Raw genomic sequence first — 15,589 nt, 5'->3', positions numbered from 1 at the left:
GGCACATCCGGAACTGCATGTCGGGCTCGACGTCGGGCAGCAGGCCCGGCGCGGTCTCGGTCTTGATGTACGCCCACTTGCCGAAGCGGTGCATCACTCGGCACGTCCGGCGGACCCTACGACGCCTCATGCCGCATCCGTGAAGCAGCCGCATCCGCCGATGTCATCCATGTCCACGGCCTCCTTGGCCTCGATCCGCTGACGCAGCGCTTCGAGCGTGAGCGGCCTAGTGATGCCTCCTCGCCGATCCCGGAGGATCGTCACGTCCTTGCCGGTCTTGGCCCGCCACTGTCGCTCGCGCTCTTCGTGGTAGGCGTAGCGCTCAGGGAAGGTCTTCAGGAGAAGGGCCCATTGGCCCTGGCCGCCCTTCACGCAGGCCCCGGCGCAGTTGTTATGCGAGAAGCCCAACTCGTACAACCGCGGAGGTCTCAGGCCCGCTCTGCGGGCCTCCTCCATCCAATGATCCTTGCCGAACAACGGCGGCTCGGTCAGCGGGTACTCGACCCGCCACGGCGCCCAGTGCGCCCGGTTGCCCGGGATGCGGTGAGGCTCCATCCAGTCCATACCGACGTAGATGATGGAGTCCTCGGGGGTGGTGTTCGCAACGATCCACCGCCGCGCGGGGACCTGCTTCAGCAGCTTGGCGCACGGGGCGAGTCGCGTGTTGCCGATGTACCGCTCATCGTCGAAGACGTCCCACGTGTCCCGCTCTTGCGGATCGGCGACGCGTACGACCTGGCCGCCCAGCATGGCGGCGGCCTCCTCGTTGAAGCGGTGTAGGTCTTCGTCCTCAGAGTTAGTGTCCGCAAACAAGAACGTCACGGCTTCTGAGCCGTGACGTTCGACAACGATGCGGGCCGTTGCCCACGATGTGATCCCGCCGGACCACATCACCACGTGTTTCACCCCCAGCCCTCCTGTTCTTGATCCCAGCCCGCATAGGCGGGTGGGGCGATCCGCTGTACGTAGTCCCCGACGAAGGACGTTGCGGCGTCCAGATGCATGGGGAAGTGGTTGCTGGCGTCGGCGTCCGCCTTGGCGTGCCTGTTTTTCACGCACGCCACGTGCAGGTCACCGGTCATGGTCAGGCCGCACGTGATGATGACCTCGGGCAGGGCGGAAACCTTGCCCTGCATGTCCCCCTTGCGGGGGCAGGGCCGCTTGGTGCGCTCGGCATCCGAGGCGTGGTGCACCAGCAGCACGTGTGCGCCTGTCTCGCGAGCCAAGACTTTGGATTGCCGCAGCAGATCCCGCAGGGAGGCCCACTCGTCGCCGACGTCGTGACCGACGTCAGAGGCAATGTCGATGACGATCTGTTCGGGCCAGCGCCCCTCGGCCTCGTGGTACGCGTACGCCCCGAGCCAGACGTCATCCATGGTCGGGTCAGGCCTGAAGTCCCACCGCAGAAAGTCGAACGCCCCAAGGAGCTGGGCGCACTTGTCGGGCTCAGTCCTGAGCCATTGCTCAGTCACCTCCGTGGAGGTGCGAGTGGAGATGGCCAGCAGACGGCTGGCCACCGTGTCCTGGTCGCTGTCGGTCGAGTAAGCGAGGGTCGGCACCCGCATGTTGAGCACGGCGTTCAGGACGATCCGGGTCTTGTGAGACCCGGACTGCCCGAACAGCATCGACACAGAGGCCCGCCTGAAGCGGATCGCCCTCGACTCCCAGGAAGCAAAAGCGGGGGGCAGCGGCTCTTTGCCGACTGCCCCCCGCTTCACGGAGCGGGAGAGGGTGAGCACCTACAACCCGCCGTTGATCGCTAGCAGGACCAGCGCAACGCCAGCCAGCGCTGCGAAGACCAGCCAGAAGCCCGCCAAGTTGGCCCGCTTCATCTCCTCGATGCGCTGCCGGTCGTACTCGGACAACCTGTAGTTCGTCATGACACCCCCTCTCCCGCCGGACATCATGCCGGAACGGGCGAGAACTGCGGGAAGGCTCCCGCATATTGCGGGTGGACGTACCAGGCCTTGGTGTCCTTGTGGAAGGAGAACTGCCCTCCCTCGGAGGGGCGGCCCTTGGTCATGCCGTACTGCGCCGTGATCCCGTCGAAGGTCGCCTTGTCCTTGAAGGGCACGTTCAGCCGGTACCAGCCGGCTTGCGCGTACTCGGCAGTCCTGTTGCTCACCGCGGGCGCAGCCGGAGGCGGGGGCATCGCCGGGGCTCCCGGCATGGGAGGCGGTGCAGGGACGCCGGGGGCCGCGGGAGCGGCCGGGACGGGGGTCGTCGGGCCCATGCCTGCGCCCAGGGTCGCGTGGCCCTTGTAGGCCGACCAGGCCGCCCCGATGGCGGCCATCGTGCCGGACGTCTCCAGGCTGTCGAGCCTCTCCTTCAGCTCGCCCTCGGTGGACGCGCGGACCACCAGGAAGGGCGCCTCTTTCGGGGTGAGGGAGAGGGTGTACGGGTGGTTGTGCGGGTTGTCCGGGGTCTCCGGGTACGACACACCATCTACGGTGCCGTCCCAGCCCTCGGCCTCGTTGTCAGGCTCAACAGCGTCAGCGTGGTCGGTCAACTGATCCTCTTTCTCGTTCTCGTTGCGTATGCAGTCGCTGTAATGCCCGCAGCTCTCGCAGCAGGCGCCACAGTCACAGTTGGGGAGCACGGCTCAGCTGTAGTGCGTGCTCAGGTGGGCCGCCATGTCCACGTACGCCGAGAAGGACGCGCCGCAGCCCGGGTACACGCACGTCCATGTGGTCTGGAGCGTGGCCACCAGGTGGAGCCGGGCTCTCACTTGCACGCTTCGTCCACGCGGACCACCAGGTTCGACGGGGCGCTACCGGTGTTCGTCGTGACGAAGTACCGGAAGCCGGGGGCTCCGTAGACGCAGCCGGTAGCGACGTTCCCGAAGCCGTCCGGGTTGTTGGTCACGTGCTTCGCCGAGTCGTCGCCTCCCCTGCCCGCCACGGGGGCGTCGCCCTTGCCGCGCTCGTCGTTGTACTCGGAACAGCCAACAGCGCCGAACAGCAGAAGGGCGCCCACCAGGGCGCCCGCGGTCTTGTTCATGCCTCTCCTCAGAAAGGGGGTGGGTAGCCCGGCGATGCCGGGTCGTACTGCGGGGCCAACGGCCCGTTCTGGGCGGCGCACGAGGACTTCACGTCGCAGATGAAGCACTCGCCCGGGAAGCCGTTGGCGGGGAAGTAGCCGCTCTGGATCTGCTTCCAAGCGGCAGCAAAGATCTCGCCCACGAACTCTGGCGTGTACTCGGCGAGATCGAAGGGCGTGCCCAGCGCCGCCTTACGGTTCATGAACGGGGCGCCCATGGTCACGTCCACGTCGTACTTGACCTTGAGCAGGGCCGCGTACGTGCCGAACTGGGCCGCGGTCTTGGGCGGTTTCTTGCTGGTCTTGATGTCGACAATGACCAGCTTCTTCATGACGGGGTCCCAGAAGACCCGGTCGAGGAAGGCCTTGATCTCGACGTCGCAGCCGGGCAGCTTGCCCGACACGTCCAGCTCGATGGCCGGCTGGCCATCCGGGGCAATCCAGATCTCCCACGGGGAGCGTTCCCGCCACTCGATGTAGGCCTGGACGAATTGCAGGCCCATGCTCCGCCAGACCTCTATGGGCTCGGTCTTGGAGGAGCGCCACTTACTCTCGTCGTCCTCCCGCTCCCATGCCTTGCCCAACTGGACGTTGAAGCAGGATTCCCAGATCCCGGCCACTTCGAAGGCCATCAGCTCTTCGGGGGTTCCGTCGCCCGCTTCTCCGACCCTGAGCAGGTCGTAGAACTCTGTCGTCTCGTGCACCGCACTGCCGCCCGCAAGCCACAGAGAGGGCGCCTGCGGGGCCTTGGCGACGCGGGTAAGGAAGTAGGCCCGAGCGCAGCGCTCCAGCGTCTCCCTGGCGCTGTGGCTGGTGTGGTCAGGCAGCTGGAGCACGGCTCACTCCTTTCTCGTAGCGGTTGAGGATCACTACCGGCTGCGGCTGGTAGAGGTGCACGTCATCGCGGGGGAACCACTTGATCGTTCCCCCGCCGTGGGCGCCGGTCGTGGTGACGCAGATCCACTCGCCGTCCGGGGTCTCACCCCGGTACCAGGCGTCCCGGACGATGGCGCGGTCCCGGGTCCAGGCGTGGCGCTGCCCGGAACGCACGGGAAAGGGGGTCTTGTTGGGCTCGGGCAGCTCCAGGTTCACGACCTGGCCCTTGCTGCCCCGCTTCTCCAGGTGCTCTGCCCACAGCTTGTTGAGCTTCTCTGCGGTGCCCTGCGGTATGCCCGTCCGTGTGCGGATCACCGCGGCGGAGAGCCCCGCCATGCGCAGGCGGTGTATCTCCTGCGCCCAGGCCAGGCGCCGTTCTTCAGGCCAGCGCCAGACAGCCTGACTCAGGCTGCGCCGCACTCGGTAGCGCTCGTGCTCGTCCAGGCCCCCGAACACCCCGTACTCCTCACCCAGGGTGTCTCTGCGGCACTCCGCCAGGACGGGGCAGGCCGCGCAGATCTCCTTGGCCTGGGCCCATCGGGCCCGGGTCTTGGCTGACGGTGCACGGTCGGGCTGACCGTGCCGGGCGAAGAAGAGATTGAGGTCTTCCGGGCGGCAGATGCCGCGCGGAGCCCAGCGCCGGTGAGGGTCGTACAGCATCACTGGGCCCTCAAGTAGAGCGTGACGAAGAACAGGCCGATGGCAGCGCCAAGCACGCCGCTGGTGATCGTCCACCCCACCTGGCTTTCGTACAGCGCCCGACCGGCGCGCTTGATCAGTTCCAATACGGCACCCCGTTCATGACGAAGGCCGCCACGAAGGCGGCCACGATGATTGCTTTCTGAAGGCGGTTGAGGTGAATCACGGGCTCACCCGCAAATGCACTTCATGCGGTGGCAGAACGGGCAGACCATCATTCCTCCTTCGACTTGCGGCGGGTGGTGCGGTAGCCCTCCTGGCTCCGCCCGGCCATCAGGCCTCGCTGGTACGCAGCCGCGGTCTCGCGGCTGAAGATCAGGGCGACCTCTGACGTGACGGCCTCGCAGTGTCGGCAGGGTGACGTCCCGTGGGTGCCGTGCCCTGCCCGTATCGCCCTGCCCAGCTCGTTGCGGGCCTTGATCAGCCACTCCGGTGCGGCCACGGTTCCTCCCATGACGAAGGCCCCCGCTCCGGCGGGGGCCTTGGGTTTGTGCAGGTCAGGCGGCCAAGAGGTGTGACTGACTTTCACGTGCGCACCATGCCCGAATCCTTGAACTCGTCGGCGTACTTCGCGGCCAGCGCCGGGGTACGGGAGGGGCCGTGGCCGCCGACGAGGACGGGGATCTTCGCCTGGGCCGGCTTGGGCAGCGCGGGCGAGTCGGTGAGGTCGTAGTACGTGCCGTGGAAGTCGAAGGTGCTGCCGGCCTCGGTCGCCCAGAGCCCGGTGACGATCTCCAGCTGCTCCTCCAGGCGGCCGAACTTCTCCTTCGGGAAGGGGATGCCGTACGCCTTGTGCTCCTCCTCGAACCAGCCCGCACCCAGGCCCAGTTCGACGCGGCCGCCGGACATCTGGTCGATCTGCGCGACCTGGATGGCGAGCACACCGGGCAGCCGGAAGGTGCCGGCGGTCATCAGCGTGCCGAGGCGGATGCGCTTGGTCTCGCGGGCGAGGCCGGCGAGGGTGATCCAGGCGTCGGTGGGACCGGGCAGGCCGTCCGCGGAGCCCATCTTCAGATAGTGGTCCGACCGGAAGAAGGCGTCGAAGCCGAGGTCCTCGGTGGCCTTGGCGACCGTGAGAAGGGTGTCGTAGGTGGCCCCCTGCTGGGGCTCGGTGAAGATGCGAAGATCCATACCTCCATCCTGCACGCCGTCCCGCCGGTCAACCCCACCTGCCCCCGCCGTCCCTCCCCTGCCCGGTCGGGTGAAATTCCGTCAACGCGGCGCACGGGGGCTGCCCGGGCCAGTGACCCGGCGAAGGTGATGATCGTTGCTCGGGCGGAGCCGGACCGACCGGCACCCGCGCCCGGCCGGTCAGCGCCGGGCGTCACCCGTGTCGGCCTCCCGCGGAGGCCTGGGCCGAGGAGGCCGTCATGTCCGAAGAATCCGTCCCGCAGCAAGGGGCCGGGCCGACCGGTCAGCCGAAAGGCTTGCTGCAGCAGATGGAGGAGCTGATGGCGTCGCTCAACGCGGACCTCTCCGCCCTGGACGCGGATCTGCAGTCGGCGGGGCGCGGTGCGGACGAGGCCGAGAGCCGCTGAGGAAAGCGCCGACGTCGCTCACCCCGGGGCCGGGATCCGCTGAGTGCTCACCCCGCCTCCCGCTCCGGTAAGACCTGATCCCGGTCCGCGAGCTTGTTGAGCATTTCCAGGACGCGGTCCCGGGACTCGTCCGCCGCGTCGATCGCCTCCATGCACTGCCAGTACGTGCCCTCGTCCTCCACCGCGCAGGCGAGGCCGACGAGGGCGATGCCCACCTCGCCGAGCAGTCCGCCGAGGCAGAGCAGAACCTGGCGGGCGTCGCCCAGTTCGGTGAGCTGGGCGGCGCGCAGGTCGGCGGTGTCCAGGTCGGGACGGTCCAGGACCCCGCAGCCTCTGCCCGCCAGCTCGGTCAACCCCAGTGCCTCGCCGCGGAGTCGGGGAGGGCCGGAGACCGCCAGCCTGCTGCCTATCGCCTGGGCCAGCGCCTGCGCCTGCCACACCTCCGTCAGCACCTGAGGCGCCGCGCCGCTCCCCGCGAGGGCCCGCCTGCTCGTCACTATGAGCCGCACCGCATCCATGCGCTGCCCCCGTCTGCCGCCCGAACTCCGTTGTCCACTACCCAGAGTGAGGGTCGGCGGGACGAAAAGCCAGAGGAAGGCGGAAATCTGTGGACAACGAATCGATTTCGGGCCGGATTTTGACTCCGGAGAGTGAAAACGGACCGAGCTACTCCCTGTGCACCGGAGTTGCCGCCCCTGCTACGGCGCCGGAAACCTCCGCTCGTTCCGATCGATCTTCGCGTCCAGTGCCGCCAACGGGTCGATGCCCAGCACCTCGCACAGTTGCAGCAGATACGCGAGCACGTCGGCGACCTCGTCCGTGACCCGGTGCGCGGTGTCGGCGTCGTCCATGACGCGGGCCGACTCCTCCGGGGTCAACCACTGGAAGATCTCGACGAGTTCGGAGGCCTCCACGCTGAGCGCGGCGACGAGGTTCTTGGGGGTGTGGTAGGGCTGCCAGTCGCGCGCCGCCGCGAACTCGGCCAGCCTGCGCTGCAGTTTCGCCACATCGAGAGGGTCTGTCACGGGTCCAGGTGTACCACCGTGAGCCCCTCGGTCCTCGTGGCCCAGGACGCGTCGGTCGCCGTGCCGAGCAGCCGGATGTGCCCGCGGTCGCACATCCGGGCGGCGAGCCCCAGGACTTCGTCCCGCTGGCGCGGGTCCAGCCGCCGGTCGAGCCCGTCGGCGAGCACGGTGAGCGTCTGCATCGCCGCGGGCACCTCGCCGGCGGCGTCGACCTCCAGGACGCCGGGTCCGGTGAACAGCACGAGGGCGAGCGCGAGGTACCTCAGCTCGCCGTCGCCGAGCCGCGCGAGTTCCGTACGGGCACCCTCGCCGCGGTCGAGCACGGCCCGGACCCTGCCGTCGCCGAGCAGTTCGGCGAGGACGTCCGCCACCGGGCCCGCGCATCCGGTGTGCACCGCCGCGACGAACTGCGCGTGGCGGCGCCCGCATTCGGAGCGGGTGCGCCACAGCACGTCGGCGAGGTTGTCGCAGCCGCCGAGGAGGCGCCCGGAGCCGGTGGGCACCGGGGCGCGCATCCGGTCGGGGCGGGGGTCGCAGGCGAACACGGAACGCAGGGCGACGACCGTCTGTTCGGCGGCGGCGAGCACCCGGCGCTGGCCGTCGGTCTTGCCGGCCACCCTCAGCGGGAGCAGTGCGGTGCCGAGCCGGTCGTCCGGGAACGGGGCGCGGGTCACCGTCGCGGAGCCGGCCGTGTGCCAGGCGGCCTGTACGGCCCGTCGCGAGGGGTCGCGCAGCGCCGTCTCCAGCAGGATCTGTCCGCCGACGGCCAGCCGCTCCCCCACGACCCGGAGCTCGGGCTCGGCCTGGACGGCGACGTCGAGCCGGACCGGCCCCTCGGGACCGTCCGTCGTGCACCCGATCCGAAACCCGCGCCGCCGCTGCGCGTCGGGGCGCGCCCACTCCGGGACGCACGCGAGCGGATCGGGGAACACCTCCCCCAGTTCCGCCCCGGCGGCAAGCCGCGCCAGCGCCTCGTACGCCCGCAGCGCACTCGACTTGCCGGATCCGCTGGGCCCGACGAGCAGGGTGAGCGGGCCCAGCGGGAAGCTCGCCCGCCGGTGCGCGGCGAAGGCGGACAGCCGCAGCTCGGTGAGGTGGGGACGGCTGGGGTGGTGACCGGCCGCGACCCGGACGCCGGGCGAGCCGGGCAGCGGGGCCGCCGGGCGGTCGTCTGCGGACACCCCCGGGGGCGTCTCGGCGGACGGCTCCGCGTGTCTCGCGGCCGTCGATTCGCCGGACGTCCCTGGATGCTTCCCGTCACCCGCCGACCGTCCCTGGGACGGCACCCGCCGGTCGCTGGAAGTCTCCGGAACCGCATGAGCCGCGGAACCCGCCGGCACAGAAGTGGCGCACATGTCCGGACCGTAAGCCTCCGGAACGAGGCGAACCGTTCCGCCGGACGCCGCTTCCTACGATCGGGGGACCGGGCTCAGGCGCTGGGGGCGCCCGCGGTCTCCATCAGGCCGCTGACCTCCGTGCCGGGCGGGGTCAACAGGAAGACGTTGCGGTCCACGCGGTGCATGCCGCTGGCGAGGCCGAAGACGACGCCCGTACTGAAGTCGAGGACCCGTTTCGCGACCTCGCCCTCCGCCCCGGTCAGGTCGAGCAGCACCGGGATGCCCGCCATCAGGGTCTCGGCGACCTCGCGGGCGTCGCCGAAGACATTCACCCTCAGCACGACGAAGCGGCGGCGCGGTTCCGTCACCGCTTCGGGCGGCACCCGGTGGTCCACCGCGGACGGCCAGGCGTCCCGGCCGCGCAACGGAACGACCTGGGCGAGCCCTTCCCACTGTTCATCGGTGACGTCGTACCTGCTCACCGGTTCCCCCCGGACTCGCTCGCCTTGATTGCCTGCACCGGCCAATTCTTACGCCAAGTCACCTGTTCGGCCCAACAGCGACACGGACCGCGACAGACCCGCCCCCCTCACATCGCGCCACGAACGGGTGTGTGTCCGACGTAACTCCTCATGATCAAGCCATGTGACATCGGCGTAATGGGCGATTCGTACGCTCTGGGGGCAAGAACCGACCGCGGAAAGGGCCCCGTGTGACCCCCACCACTCCCACGTCCCAGGTGCGCTCGGTCTGCTCCTACTGCGGAGTGGGCTGCGGCATCCTGCTGGACGTCGGCATGGGGCCCGACGGGCGGCGTACGGTCCTGAAGGCCTCCGGGGACAAGGCGCACCCGGCGAACGCGGGCCGGCTGTGCACCAAGGGCGCCACCACGGCCGAGATGCTCTCCGCGCCCGGGAGGCTGACCACCGCGCTGGTCCGGGACGACCGCGGAGCGGAGCCGGTCCCGGCGCCCATCGGCGACGCCATCGCCGAGACCGCGCGGCGGCTGCGCGCGGTCATCGACGAGCACGGTCCGGACTCGGTCGCCTTCTATGTGTCCGGGCAGATGAGCCTGGAGGCCCAGTACCTCACCAACAAGCTCGCCAAGGGGTTCGTCCGCACCAATCAGATCGAGTCGAACTCCCGGCTGTGCATGGCCAGCGCCGGAGCCGGTTACAAGCTGTCGCTGGGCGCCGACGGGCCGCCCGGGTCGTACGAGGACTTCGACCGGGCCGATGCCTTCCTCGTCATCGGGTCGAACATGGCCGACTGCCATCCGATCCTCTTCCTGCGGATGATGGAGCGGGTCAAGGCGGGCGCGAAGCTGATCGTCGTCGATCCGCGGCGCACCGCGACCGCCGCCAAAGCCGATCTGTTTCTGCAGCTCAAGCCGGGTACCGACCTGGCGCTGCTGAACGGTCTGCTGCACCTTCTGGTCGAGGAGGGGCACACCGACCCCGAGTTCGTCGCCGCCCACACCGAGGGCTGGGAGGCGATGCCGGAGTTCCTCGCCGACTACGCGCCCGACGTCGTCGCCGAGATCACGGGACTGGACGAGGACGACCTTCGCGAGGCCGCCCGGCTCATTGGCTCGGCCAGTGAGTGGATGAGCCTGTGGACCATGGGCCTCAACCAGTCCACGCACGGCACCTGGAACACCAACGCCCTGGTCAACCTGCATCTCGCGACCGGCGCCATCTGCCGCCCCGGCAGCGGCCCCTTCTCCCTCACCGGCCAGCCGAACGCCATGGGCGGGCGCGAGATGGGGTACATGGGGCCCGGTCTCCCCGGTCAGCGGTCCGTCCTCGTCGACTCCGAGAGGGAGTTCGTCGAGGAGCTCTGGGAGCTGCCGGCGGGCACCGTCCGCAAGGACGGCGTCGGCAAGGGCACCGTCGAGATGTTCCAGAAGATGGCCGACGGCGAGATCAAGGCCTGCTGGATCATCTGCACCAACCCGGTCGCCTCGGTCGCCAACCGCCGTACCGTCATCGAGGGCCTGGAGGCCGCCGAGTTCGTCGTCACCCAGGACGTGTTCGGGGAGACGGAGACCAATGCCTACGCCGATGTCGTGCTCCCCGGGGCGATGTGGACCGAGGGCGAGGGCGTCTTCGTCAACAGCGAGCGCAACCTCACCCTGACCCAGCCGGTCGCCGACCCGCCGGGCGAGGCGATGGCGGACTGGCGGATCATCGCGGCCGTCGCGCGGGAGATGGGGTACGAGAAGGGGTTCTCGTACGACAGCGCCGAGCAGGTCTTCGAGGAGATCCGGCGGGCCTGGAACCCCGTCACGGGCTGGGACCTGCGCGGGGTGACCTACGAGCGGCTGCGGGAGACCCCCGTGCAGTGGCCGGCCGCCGAGGGCGGGCCCGCGCGCAATCCGATCCGGTACGTCAGCGACGACGGGCTGCGCTTCCCCACCGCGAGCGGCCGGGCCGTCTTCCACGCGCGGCCGCACCTACCCGCCGCGGAGATGCCGGACGACGACTTCCCCTTCGTGCTGAACACGGGGCGGGTGCAGCACCAGTGGCACACGCTGACCAAGACCGGAAGGGTCGCCAAGCTCAACAAGCTGAACCCCGGGCCGTTCGTGGAACTGCACCCCGAGGACGCCGGCGCACTCGGGATCGCCGAGGGCGACCGGGTGGAGGTGGCCTCGCGGCGGGGGCGGGCGGTGCTGCCCGCGGTGGTGACGGACCGGGTGCGGCCGGGGTGCTGTTTCGCGCCGTTCCACTGGAACGACCTCTTCGGCGAGTATCTGAGCGTCAACGCCGTGACCAGCGACGCGGTGGACCCGATCTCCTTCCAGCCGGAGTTCAAGGTGTGCGCGGTGTCGCTGACCCGGGTCTCCGCCGCTCCCGCGCCGGTGCCCGCACCCGCGGTCCTCGTCCCCACCTCCGTCACCCCCACCTCCGTCACCCCCGGCGCCGATCCCTTCGGCCTCGACCCCGCCCCGCCGCCCGTCCTGACCGCCCAGGAGCGCCTGTATCTGACCGGCTTCCTCGCGGGCATCGACTCCGGCGCCCCCGGCGTCCCGGTGCTGCCGCCGGACGCGCCGTTCAGTCCCGAGCACGCGCTGTGGGTCAACGGGGTGCTGGCCGGCATGTACTCGCGGACGGCCCAGGCGCCCCGCACGCAGCCCGGCCGTGAGGTGGTCGTGCTGTGGGCCTCGCAGACCGGGAACGCGGAGGAGTTCGCCGGTGCCGTCGCCGACCGGCTCTCCGCGAGCGGACACCGCCCCCTGCTGGTCGGCATGGACGACACCGACCCGGGCGCGCTGCCCCGGGGCGCCGACCTGCTGCTGGTCACCAGCACCTTCGGGGACGGCGACGCGCCCGACAACGGCTCCGGCTTCTGGGACCGGCTCGCCGCCGAGCAGGCCCCGCGCCTGGACGGCGTCCGCTACTCCGTCCTGGCCTTCGGCGACTCCTCCTACGACGACTTCTGCGGGCACGGGCGACGGCTCGACGACCGCCTCGACGAGCTGGGCGGGGTGCGGCTGGCGCCGCGTACCGACTGCGAGCCGGACTTCGAGCCGTCCGCGGACGCCTGGCTGGACGAGGTGCTCTCCGCGCTGGGAAGCGAGACCAGCACCCGCCCCACCGCCGCCACCGAGGCGCCGAAGCGGCCCGCCCGCTCCCCCAGGCCCGCCGTCACCACAGCCCGCCTCGTCGGCAACCGGCTGCTGAGCCTGCCCGGCGCGGTCAAGGAGGTCCGGCGGTTCACCTTTGACACGAGCGGGACCCCGCTGACGTACGAGGCGGGGGACGCGCTCGGCGTGCGGCCGGTCAACTCGGCCGCCCTGGTGGAGGAGTGGCTGGCGGTCACCGGTGTCGACGGATCGACCGCCGTGGACCTGGACGGGGTCGGCGAGGTCCCCTTCGCGGAGGCCCTGCACCGGCACCTCGACATCACCCGTATCACCCCCGACTTCCTCCGCTTCGTCGGTGAACGCGTCCGTGACGGGCGGGAGTTGAAGAAGCTCCTGCGGCCCGACAACAAGGACGGCCTGGCGCAGTGGAGTTGGGGACGGCAGGCGGTGGATGTGCTCGCCGAGCATCCGGTGCGGGCGGACGCGCGGGACTGGGCGGCCGTCCTCAAGAAGCTTCAGCCGCGCCTGTACTCCATATCCTCCAGCCCCCTCGTCGACGCGAACCTGGTCTCGCTGACGGTGTCCGTCGTGCGGTACGAGAACCTGCGCGGCACACCGCGCGGCGGGGTCTGCTCGCCGTTCCTCGCGGACGCCGAGGCGGGCACCGAGGTGCCGGTGTTCGTCCAGGCCTCCCCGCACTTCAGGCCGCCAGCCGACCCGGCGACGCCGATGGTGATGGTCGGTCCCGGCACGGGGGTCGCGCCGTTCGTGGGCTTCCTCCAGGAGCGGCGCGCGCTCGGGCACCGGGCGCCCAACTGGCTGTTCTTCGGGGAGCAGCACCGGGCCAGCGACTTCTACTACGAGCAGGAGCTGACCGAGCTGCTCGACGAGGGCACCCTCGCCCGTCTCGACACCGCCTTCTCCCGCGACCAGCGCCGGAAGGTCTACGTCCAGGACCGGATGCGCGAGCACGGCCCCGAGCTGTGGCGCTGGCTCCAGGACGGTGCCCACTTCTATGTGTGCGGGGACGCCTCCCGGATGGCCAAGGACGTGGACCGGGCGCTGAAGGACATCGCGGTCGCGCACGGCGGGCTGGGCGAGCAGGAGGCGTCGGCGTATGTGAAGCAGTTGGCCGCGGCGAAAAGGTATGTGCGGGACGTCTACTGACAAACCTCGCTTTCTTACCCCTCTCCTACCGGACTCTTCACCTCCCCCACCACCTCGCTCACCGGGCGCGATTACGGTCCGGTGCCGTGCACTTGGCAGAACTGAAGCCGGTGACACCCGGTCGGCGCACACAGTCGGCGGTGTCCTCCCCCGGTCCGGAAACACCCGCGCAGTGGCATCGCGTCCTGACGCTGCTCGCCGACATCAGCCTCCTCATCGGGACCCGCGCGGTGTGGACACAGGCGGCCTCGCACCAGGTCGCCGTGGCCGCGGTCATCTCGGTCTGCTACGCCTCGATCCTGGTGTGCGGGGTGCTGGCGCTGGTGGTGCGCCGGACCCGTTCGCTTGCCCGCGTCGACCTGTGCGTGCTGGTGACGGCCGTGACCCTGACGCTGTGCGCCTGGTCGGTGCTCCACCAGGGCAGCGACGAGGCGCTCCTGACCACGCAGGCCGCCCGGGAGCTGGTCGCGGGGCACCCCGTCTACGGCCGGTCGTGGCCCTGGCTCTTCGGTCACGGCGTCGCCCTGACCCCCACGGTGACCGGCGGCTACGACTTCACGTACGGCTATCCCCCGCTCGCCCCGCTGCTGACCGCGCCCCTGCTGTGGCTGGGCCACGGCGGCACCCCGGCGACGGCGGTGAGCACGGGTGCGCTGGTCGTCGGCGCGGTGGTGCTGTGGCGGATGCTGCCGGTGCCGTGGCGTCCGGCGGCGACCATGGTGTGCCTGGGCTTCGCGATGCTGCCGCAGTACGGCCGGCTCGGCTATCCCGCGATCCTCGCGCTCGCCCTGTTGGTGCCGGTGGTGGTGCGCTGGCCGCGGATCGGGCGGGGCGGGCTGCTGGGCGCGGCCGGGGTGGCGCGGGCCGTGTGCCTGGGAGCGGCGTGTGCGGCGCAGCAACTGCCGTGGTTCCTCGCGCCGTTCCTGCTGGCCGGGATCTACGCGGTGCGCCGCGGGGAGCTCGGCGGCCGGGGCGCGGCGCTGGTCGTGCTGCGGGTCGTCGGGGTCGCCGCCACCGTGTGGCTGCTGATCGACACGTACTTCCTCGTGAGCGAGCCGGGCCCCTGGCTCACCGGTGTCGCCCTGCCGTTGACCCAGGGCGCGGTGCTGCACGGGCAGGGCCTGGTGGACGTGTCCGCGTATCTCACGGGCGGCAGCGACCGGCTGGACTGGTACGGGCACGCGAGCATGCTGCTGGCGGCGGGTCTGCTGGTGCTGTTCGTGCTGTTCGTACGGCGGTTGGGGCCCGCCGCGACCGTGCTGCCGTGGTGTGCCTTCTTCCTGGCGACGCGTTCGCAGGACGGTTACTACCTGATGATGACGCCGCTGTGGCTGGCGGCGGCCGTCACCGCCCCCGCGTCGGAGTTCGCGGACGCGTGGCAGCCGGGCCCGCGACCGGGCTCCCGTGCGGCACGGATCGCGGTGGCCCTGCTCGTGCTGTCGCCGGCGCTGGTCAGCGCGGCCCTGGCGGTGACGGGCACGCCGCCGCTGCGGATGCGGGTCACCGGGTTGCAGCGGGCCAGGCCTGCCGACGGCTCCCGGCTGACGATCCGGGTCGTCAACACGGCCGACAGCGCCCTCACGCCCCACTTCATGCTGACCGTGGGACAGGGCATGAGCCGGTACTGGACGGTCGTCCGGGGGCCGGCGACGCTGCCCGCCCACGCCACGGCGCGTTATGAACTCCGGCCGCCCGCCGGGGGGTACGGGCTGCCCCGCGCGGGCGCGCGAATCCGGCTGCGGGCCTTCACCGCCGTACCGCAGACGCTGTCGAGCGTGTACGTCAGGCTGCCGTCCGGATGAAGCGGAGGGTGGCGGTGACCGTGGTGAGGCGGGCGATCATGCCGAGTTGGTTCCAGCCCATCCCGAACTGGTTGCGGTCCACGGAGAATTCGGCGTCCAGGGTGAGGGCGTCGGCGTCCGCGCCGGTGAGGCGGGCGGTGAAGGTCTGGGGGCGGCTGATGCCGCGCGCGGTGAGCTGGCCGACGACGTGGACCTGGTCGCCGTCGCGGAGTTCGGCGCTGCGGACCGCGAAGGTGAGCTCGGGGTGGTTGTCGGCGTCGAAGAAGTCGGGGCCCTTCAGGTGGGTGTCGCGCTTGGGGTTCTTGGTGTCCAGGGACGCGACGGCCAGGGTCAGGGTGCCGACGGCGGATCCGTCGGGGCGGACCTCGCCCTGGCCGGTGACGGCGGTGAAGGCGCCCTTCACGGTGACGAGCCCCCAGATCGACTTGTGCTTGATCGCGACGGTCGAGGCGGCGGTGTCGAGCTGCCACAGGCCTGTTTCCACGGCGACGGTCATGGCGGGGTCTCCTTCGTGCTG

At 70.6% G+C, this 15,589-nt stretch carries 18 protein-coding genes and 1 pseudogene; 3 read left to right on the top strand and 16 right to left on the bottom strand.

Annotation, left to right across the window (positions count from 1 at the left end; all coding sequences use genetic code 11):
- Nucleotides 1–126 precede the first annotated feature (126 nt).
- The 11 genes and pseudogenes from OG381_RS34275 to OG381_RS34225 all read right to left on the bottom strand — a co-directional run.
- On the bottom strand, nucleotides 127–906 hold the full coding sequence (locus OG381_RS34275) for a hypothetical protein (RefSeq protein WP_327719860.1): 780 nt from the start codon (nucleotides 904–906) through the stop codon (nucleotides 127–129).
- Nucleotides 903–1,631 carry a hypothetical protein gene (locus OG381_RS34270; RefSeq protein ID WP_327719859.1) on the bottom strand — a complete coding sequence of 243 codons (729 nt, stop codon included), beginning with the start codon at nucleotides 1,629–1,631 and terminating at the stop codon, nucleotides 903–905. Before OG381_RS34270 ends, OG381_RS34275 begins: the two co-directional genes overlap by 4 nt.
- Nucleotides 1,632–1,739: 108 nt before the next feature.
- Nucleotides 1,740–1,880 carry a hypothetical protein gene (locus OG381_RS34265; RefSeq protein WP_327719858.1) on the bottom strand — a complete coding sequence of 47 codons (141 nt, stop codon included), beginning with the start codon at nucleotides 1,878–1,880 and terminating at the stop codon, nucleotides 1,740–1,742.
- 23 nt (nucleotides 1,881–1,903) lie between these two features.
- Nucleotides 1,904–2,509 (bottom strand): hypothetical protein, encoded by a 606-nt coding sequence (locus OG381_RS34260; protein ID WP_327719857.1) that lies wholly within the window; start codon nucleotides 2,507–2,509, stop codon nucleotides 1,904–1,906.
- A 93-nt stretch (nucleotides 2,510–2,602) separates the two neighbouring features.
- Complete coding sequence (locus OG381_RS34255) at nucleotides 2,603–2,734, bottom strand: hypothetical protein (protein ID WP_327719856.1); 132 nt, start codon at nucleotides 2,732–2,734, stop codon at nucleotides 2,603–2,605.
- Complete coding sequence (locus OG381_RS34250; protein ID WP_327719855.1) at nucleotides 2,725–3,000, bottom strand: hypothetical protein; 276 nt, start codon at nucleotides 2,998–3,000, stop codon at nucleotides 2,725–2,727. The genes OG381_RS34255 and OG381_RS34250 overlap by 10 nt, the downstream gene beginning before the upstream one ends.
- Nucleotides 3,001–3,008: 8 nt before the next feature.
- On the bottom strand, nucleotides 3,009–3,875 hold the full coding sequence (locus OG381_RS34245; RefSeq protein WP_327719854.1) for a RecB family exonuclease: 867 nt from the start codon (nucleotides 3,873–3,875) through the stop codon (nucleotides 3,009–3,011).
- A complete protein-coding gene (locus OG381_RS34240) occupies nucleotides 3,859–4,575 on the bottom strand; it encodes a WhiB family transcriptional regulator (protein WP_327719853.1) in 717 nt (238 codons plus the stop codon). The genes OG381_RS34245 and OG381_RS34240 overlap by 17 nt, the downstream gene beginning before the upstream one ends.
- Nucleotides 4,575–4,700: a hypothetical protein gene (locus tag OG381_RS34235; RefSeq protein ID WP_327719852.1), complete on the bottom strand. Its 126-nt coding sequence runs from the start codon at nucleotides 4,698–4,700 to the stop codon at nucleotides 4,575–4,577. The genes OG381_RS34240 and OG381_RS34235 overlap by 1 nt, the downstream gene beginning before the upstream one ends.
- A gap of 128 nt (nucleotides 4,701–4,828) precedes the next feature.
- Entirely contained in the window at nucleotides 4,829–5,056 is a 228-nt protein-coding gene (locus tag OG381_RS34230; RefSeq protein ID WP_327719851.1) for a hypothetical protein, read from the bottom strand.
- Between the two features lie 110 nt (nucleotides 5,057–5,166).
- Nucleotides 5,167–5,745, bottom strand: a pseudogene (locus tag OG381_RS34225) (LLM class F420-dependent oxidoreductase); the annotation flags it as partial.
- A 239-nt stretch (nucleotides 5,746–5,984) separates the two neighbouring features.
- On the opposite strand from OG381_RS34225, the gene OG381_RS34220 reads away from it, so the two are divergent.
- Nucleotides 5,985–6,152 (top strand): hypothetical protein, encoded by a 168-nt coding sequence (locus OG381_RS34220; RefSeq protein WP_327719850.1) that lies wholly within the window; start codon nucleotides 5,985–5,987, stop codon nucleotides 6,150–6,152.
- 47 nt (nucleotides 6,153–6,199) lie between these two features.
- Here OG381_RS34220 and OG381_RS34215 read toward each other — a convergent pair whose 3' ends face one another.
- The 4 genes from OG381_RS34215 to OG381_RS34200 all read right to left on the bottom strand — a co-directional run bounded on the left by OG381_RS34215 (nucleotide 6,200) and on the right by OG381_RS34200 (nucleotide 8,996).
- Nucleotides 6,200–6,670 (bottom strand): DUF6099 family protein, encoded by a 471-nt coding sequence (locus OG381_RS34215; protein WP_327719849.1) that lies wholly within the window; start codon nucleotides 6,668–6,670, stop codon nucleotides 6,200–6,202.
- A 180-nt stretch (nucleotides 6,671–6,850) separates the two neighbouring features.
- Nucleotides 6,851–7,177 (bottom strand): nucleotide pyrophosphohydrolase, encoded by a 327-nt coding sequence (locus OG381_RS34210; protein ID WP_046263092.1) that lies wholly within the window; start codon nucleotides 7,175–7,177, stop codon nucleotides 6,851–6,853.
- A complete protein-coding gene (locus OG381_RS34205) occupies nucleotides 7,174–8,358 on the bottom strand; it encodes an AAA family ATPase (protein WP_443061955.1) in 1,185 nt (394 codons plus the stop codon). The genes OG381_RS34210 and OG381_RS34205 overlap by 4 nt, the downstream gene beginning before the upstream one ends.
- 248 nt (nucleotides 8,359–8,606) lie before the next feature.
- Nucleotides 8,607–8,996, bottom strand: coding sequence for a cell division protein SepF (locus OG381_RS34200; RefSeq protein ID WP_046263090.1), 390 nt, complete (start codon nucleotides 8,994–8,996; stop codon nucleotides 8,607–8,609).
- A 230-nt stretch (nucleotides 8,997–9,226) separates the two neighbouring features.
- Between OG381_RS34200 and OG381_RS34195 the strand changes: the two genes are divergently transcribed.
- Complete coding sequence (locus tag OG381_RS34195) at nucleotides 9,227–13,270, top strand: bifunctional nitrate reductase/sulfite reductase flavoprotein subunit alpha (RefSeq protein WP_327719848.1); 4,044 nt, start codon at nucleotides 9,227–9,229, stop codon at nucleotides 13,268–13,270.
- 110 nt (nucleotides 13,271–13,380) lie between these two features.
- The gene (locus tag OG381_RS34190) at nucleotides 13,381–15,072 is read left to right on the top strand and encodes a hypothetical protein (protein WP_327722622.1); all 1,692 of its coding nucleotides are present in this window, start codon (nucleotides 13,381–13,383) and stop codon (nucleotides 15,070–15,072) included.
- Here OG381_RS34190 and OG381_RS34185 read toward each other — a convergent pair.
- Complete coding sequence (locus OG381_RS34185) at nucleotides 15,053–15,568, bottom strand: YceI family protein (protein ID WP_327719847.1); 516 nt, start codon at nucleotides 15,566–15,568, stop codon at nucleotides 15,053–15,055. The genes OG381_RS34190 and OG381_RS34185 overlap by 20 nt on opposite strands.
- Between the last annotated feature and the right edge of the window lie 21 nt (nucleotides 15,569–15,589).

The organism is Streptomyces sp. NBC_00490, assembly GCF_036013645.1.
Taxonomy (GTDB): domain Bacteria; phylum Actinomycetota; class Actinomycetes; order Streptomycetales; family Streptomycetaceae; genus Streptomyces; species Streptomyces canus_F.
Note: the sequence above shows the minus strand (reverse complement) of the source record. Positions and strands in the feature narration are given on the sequence as shown.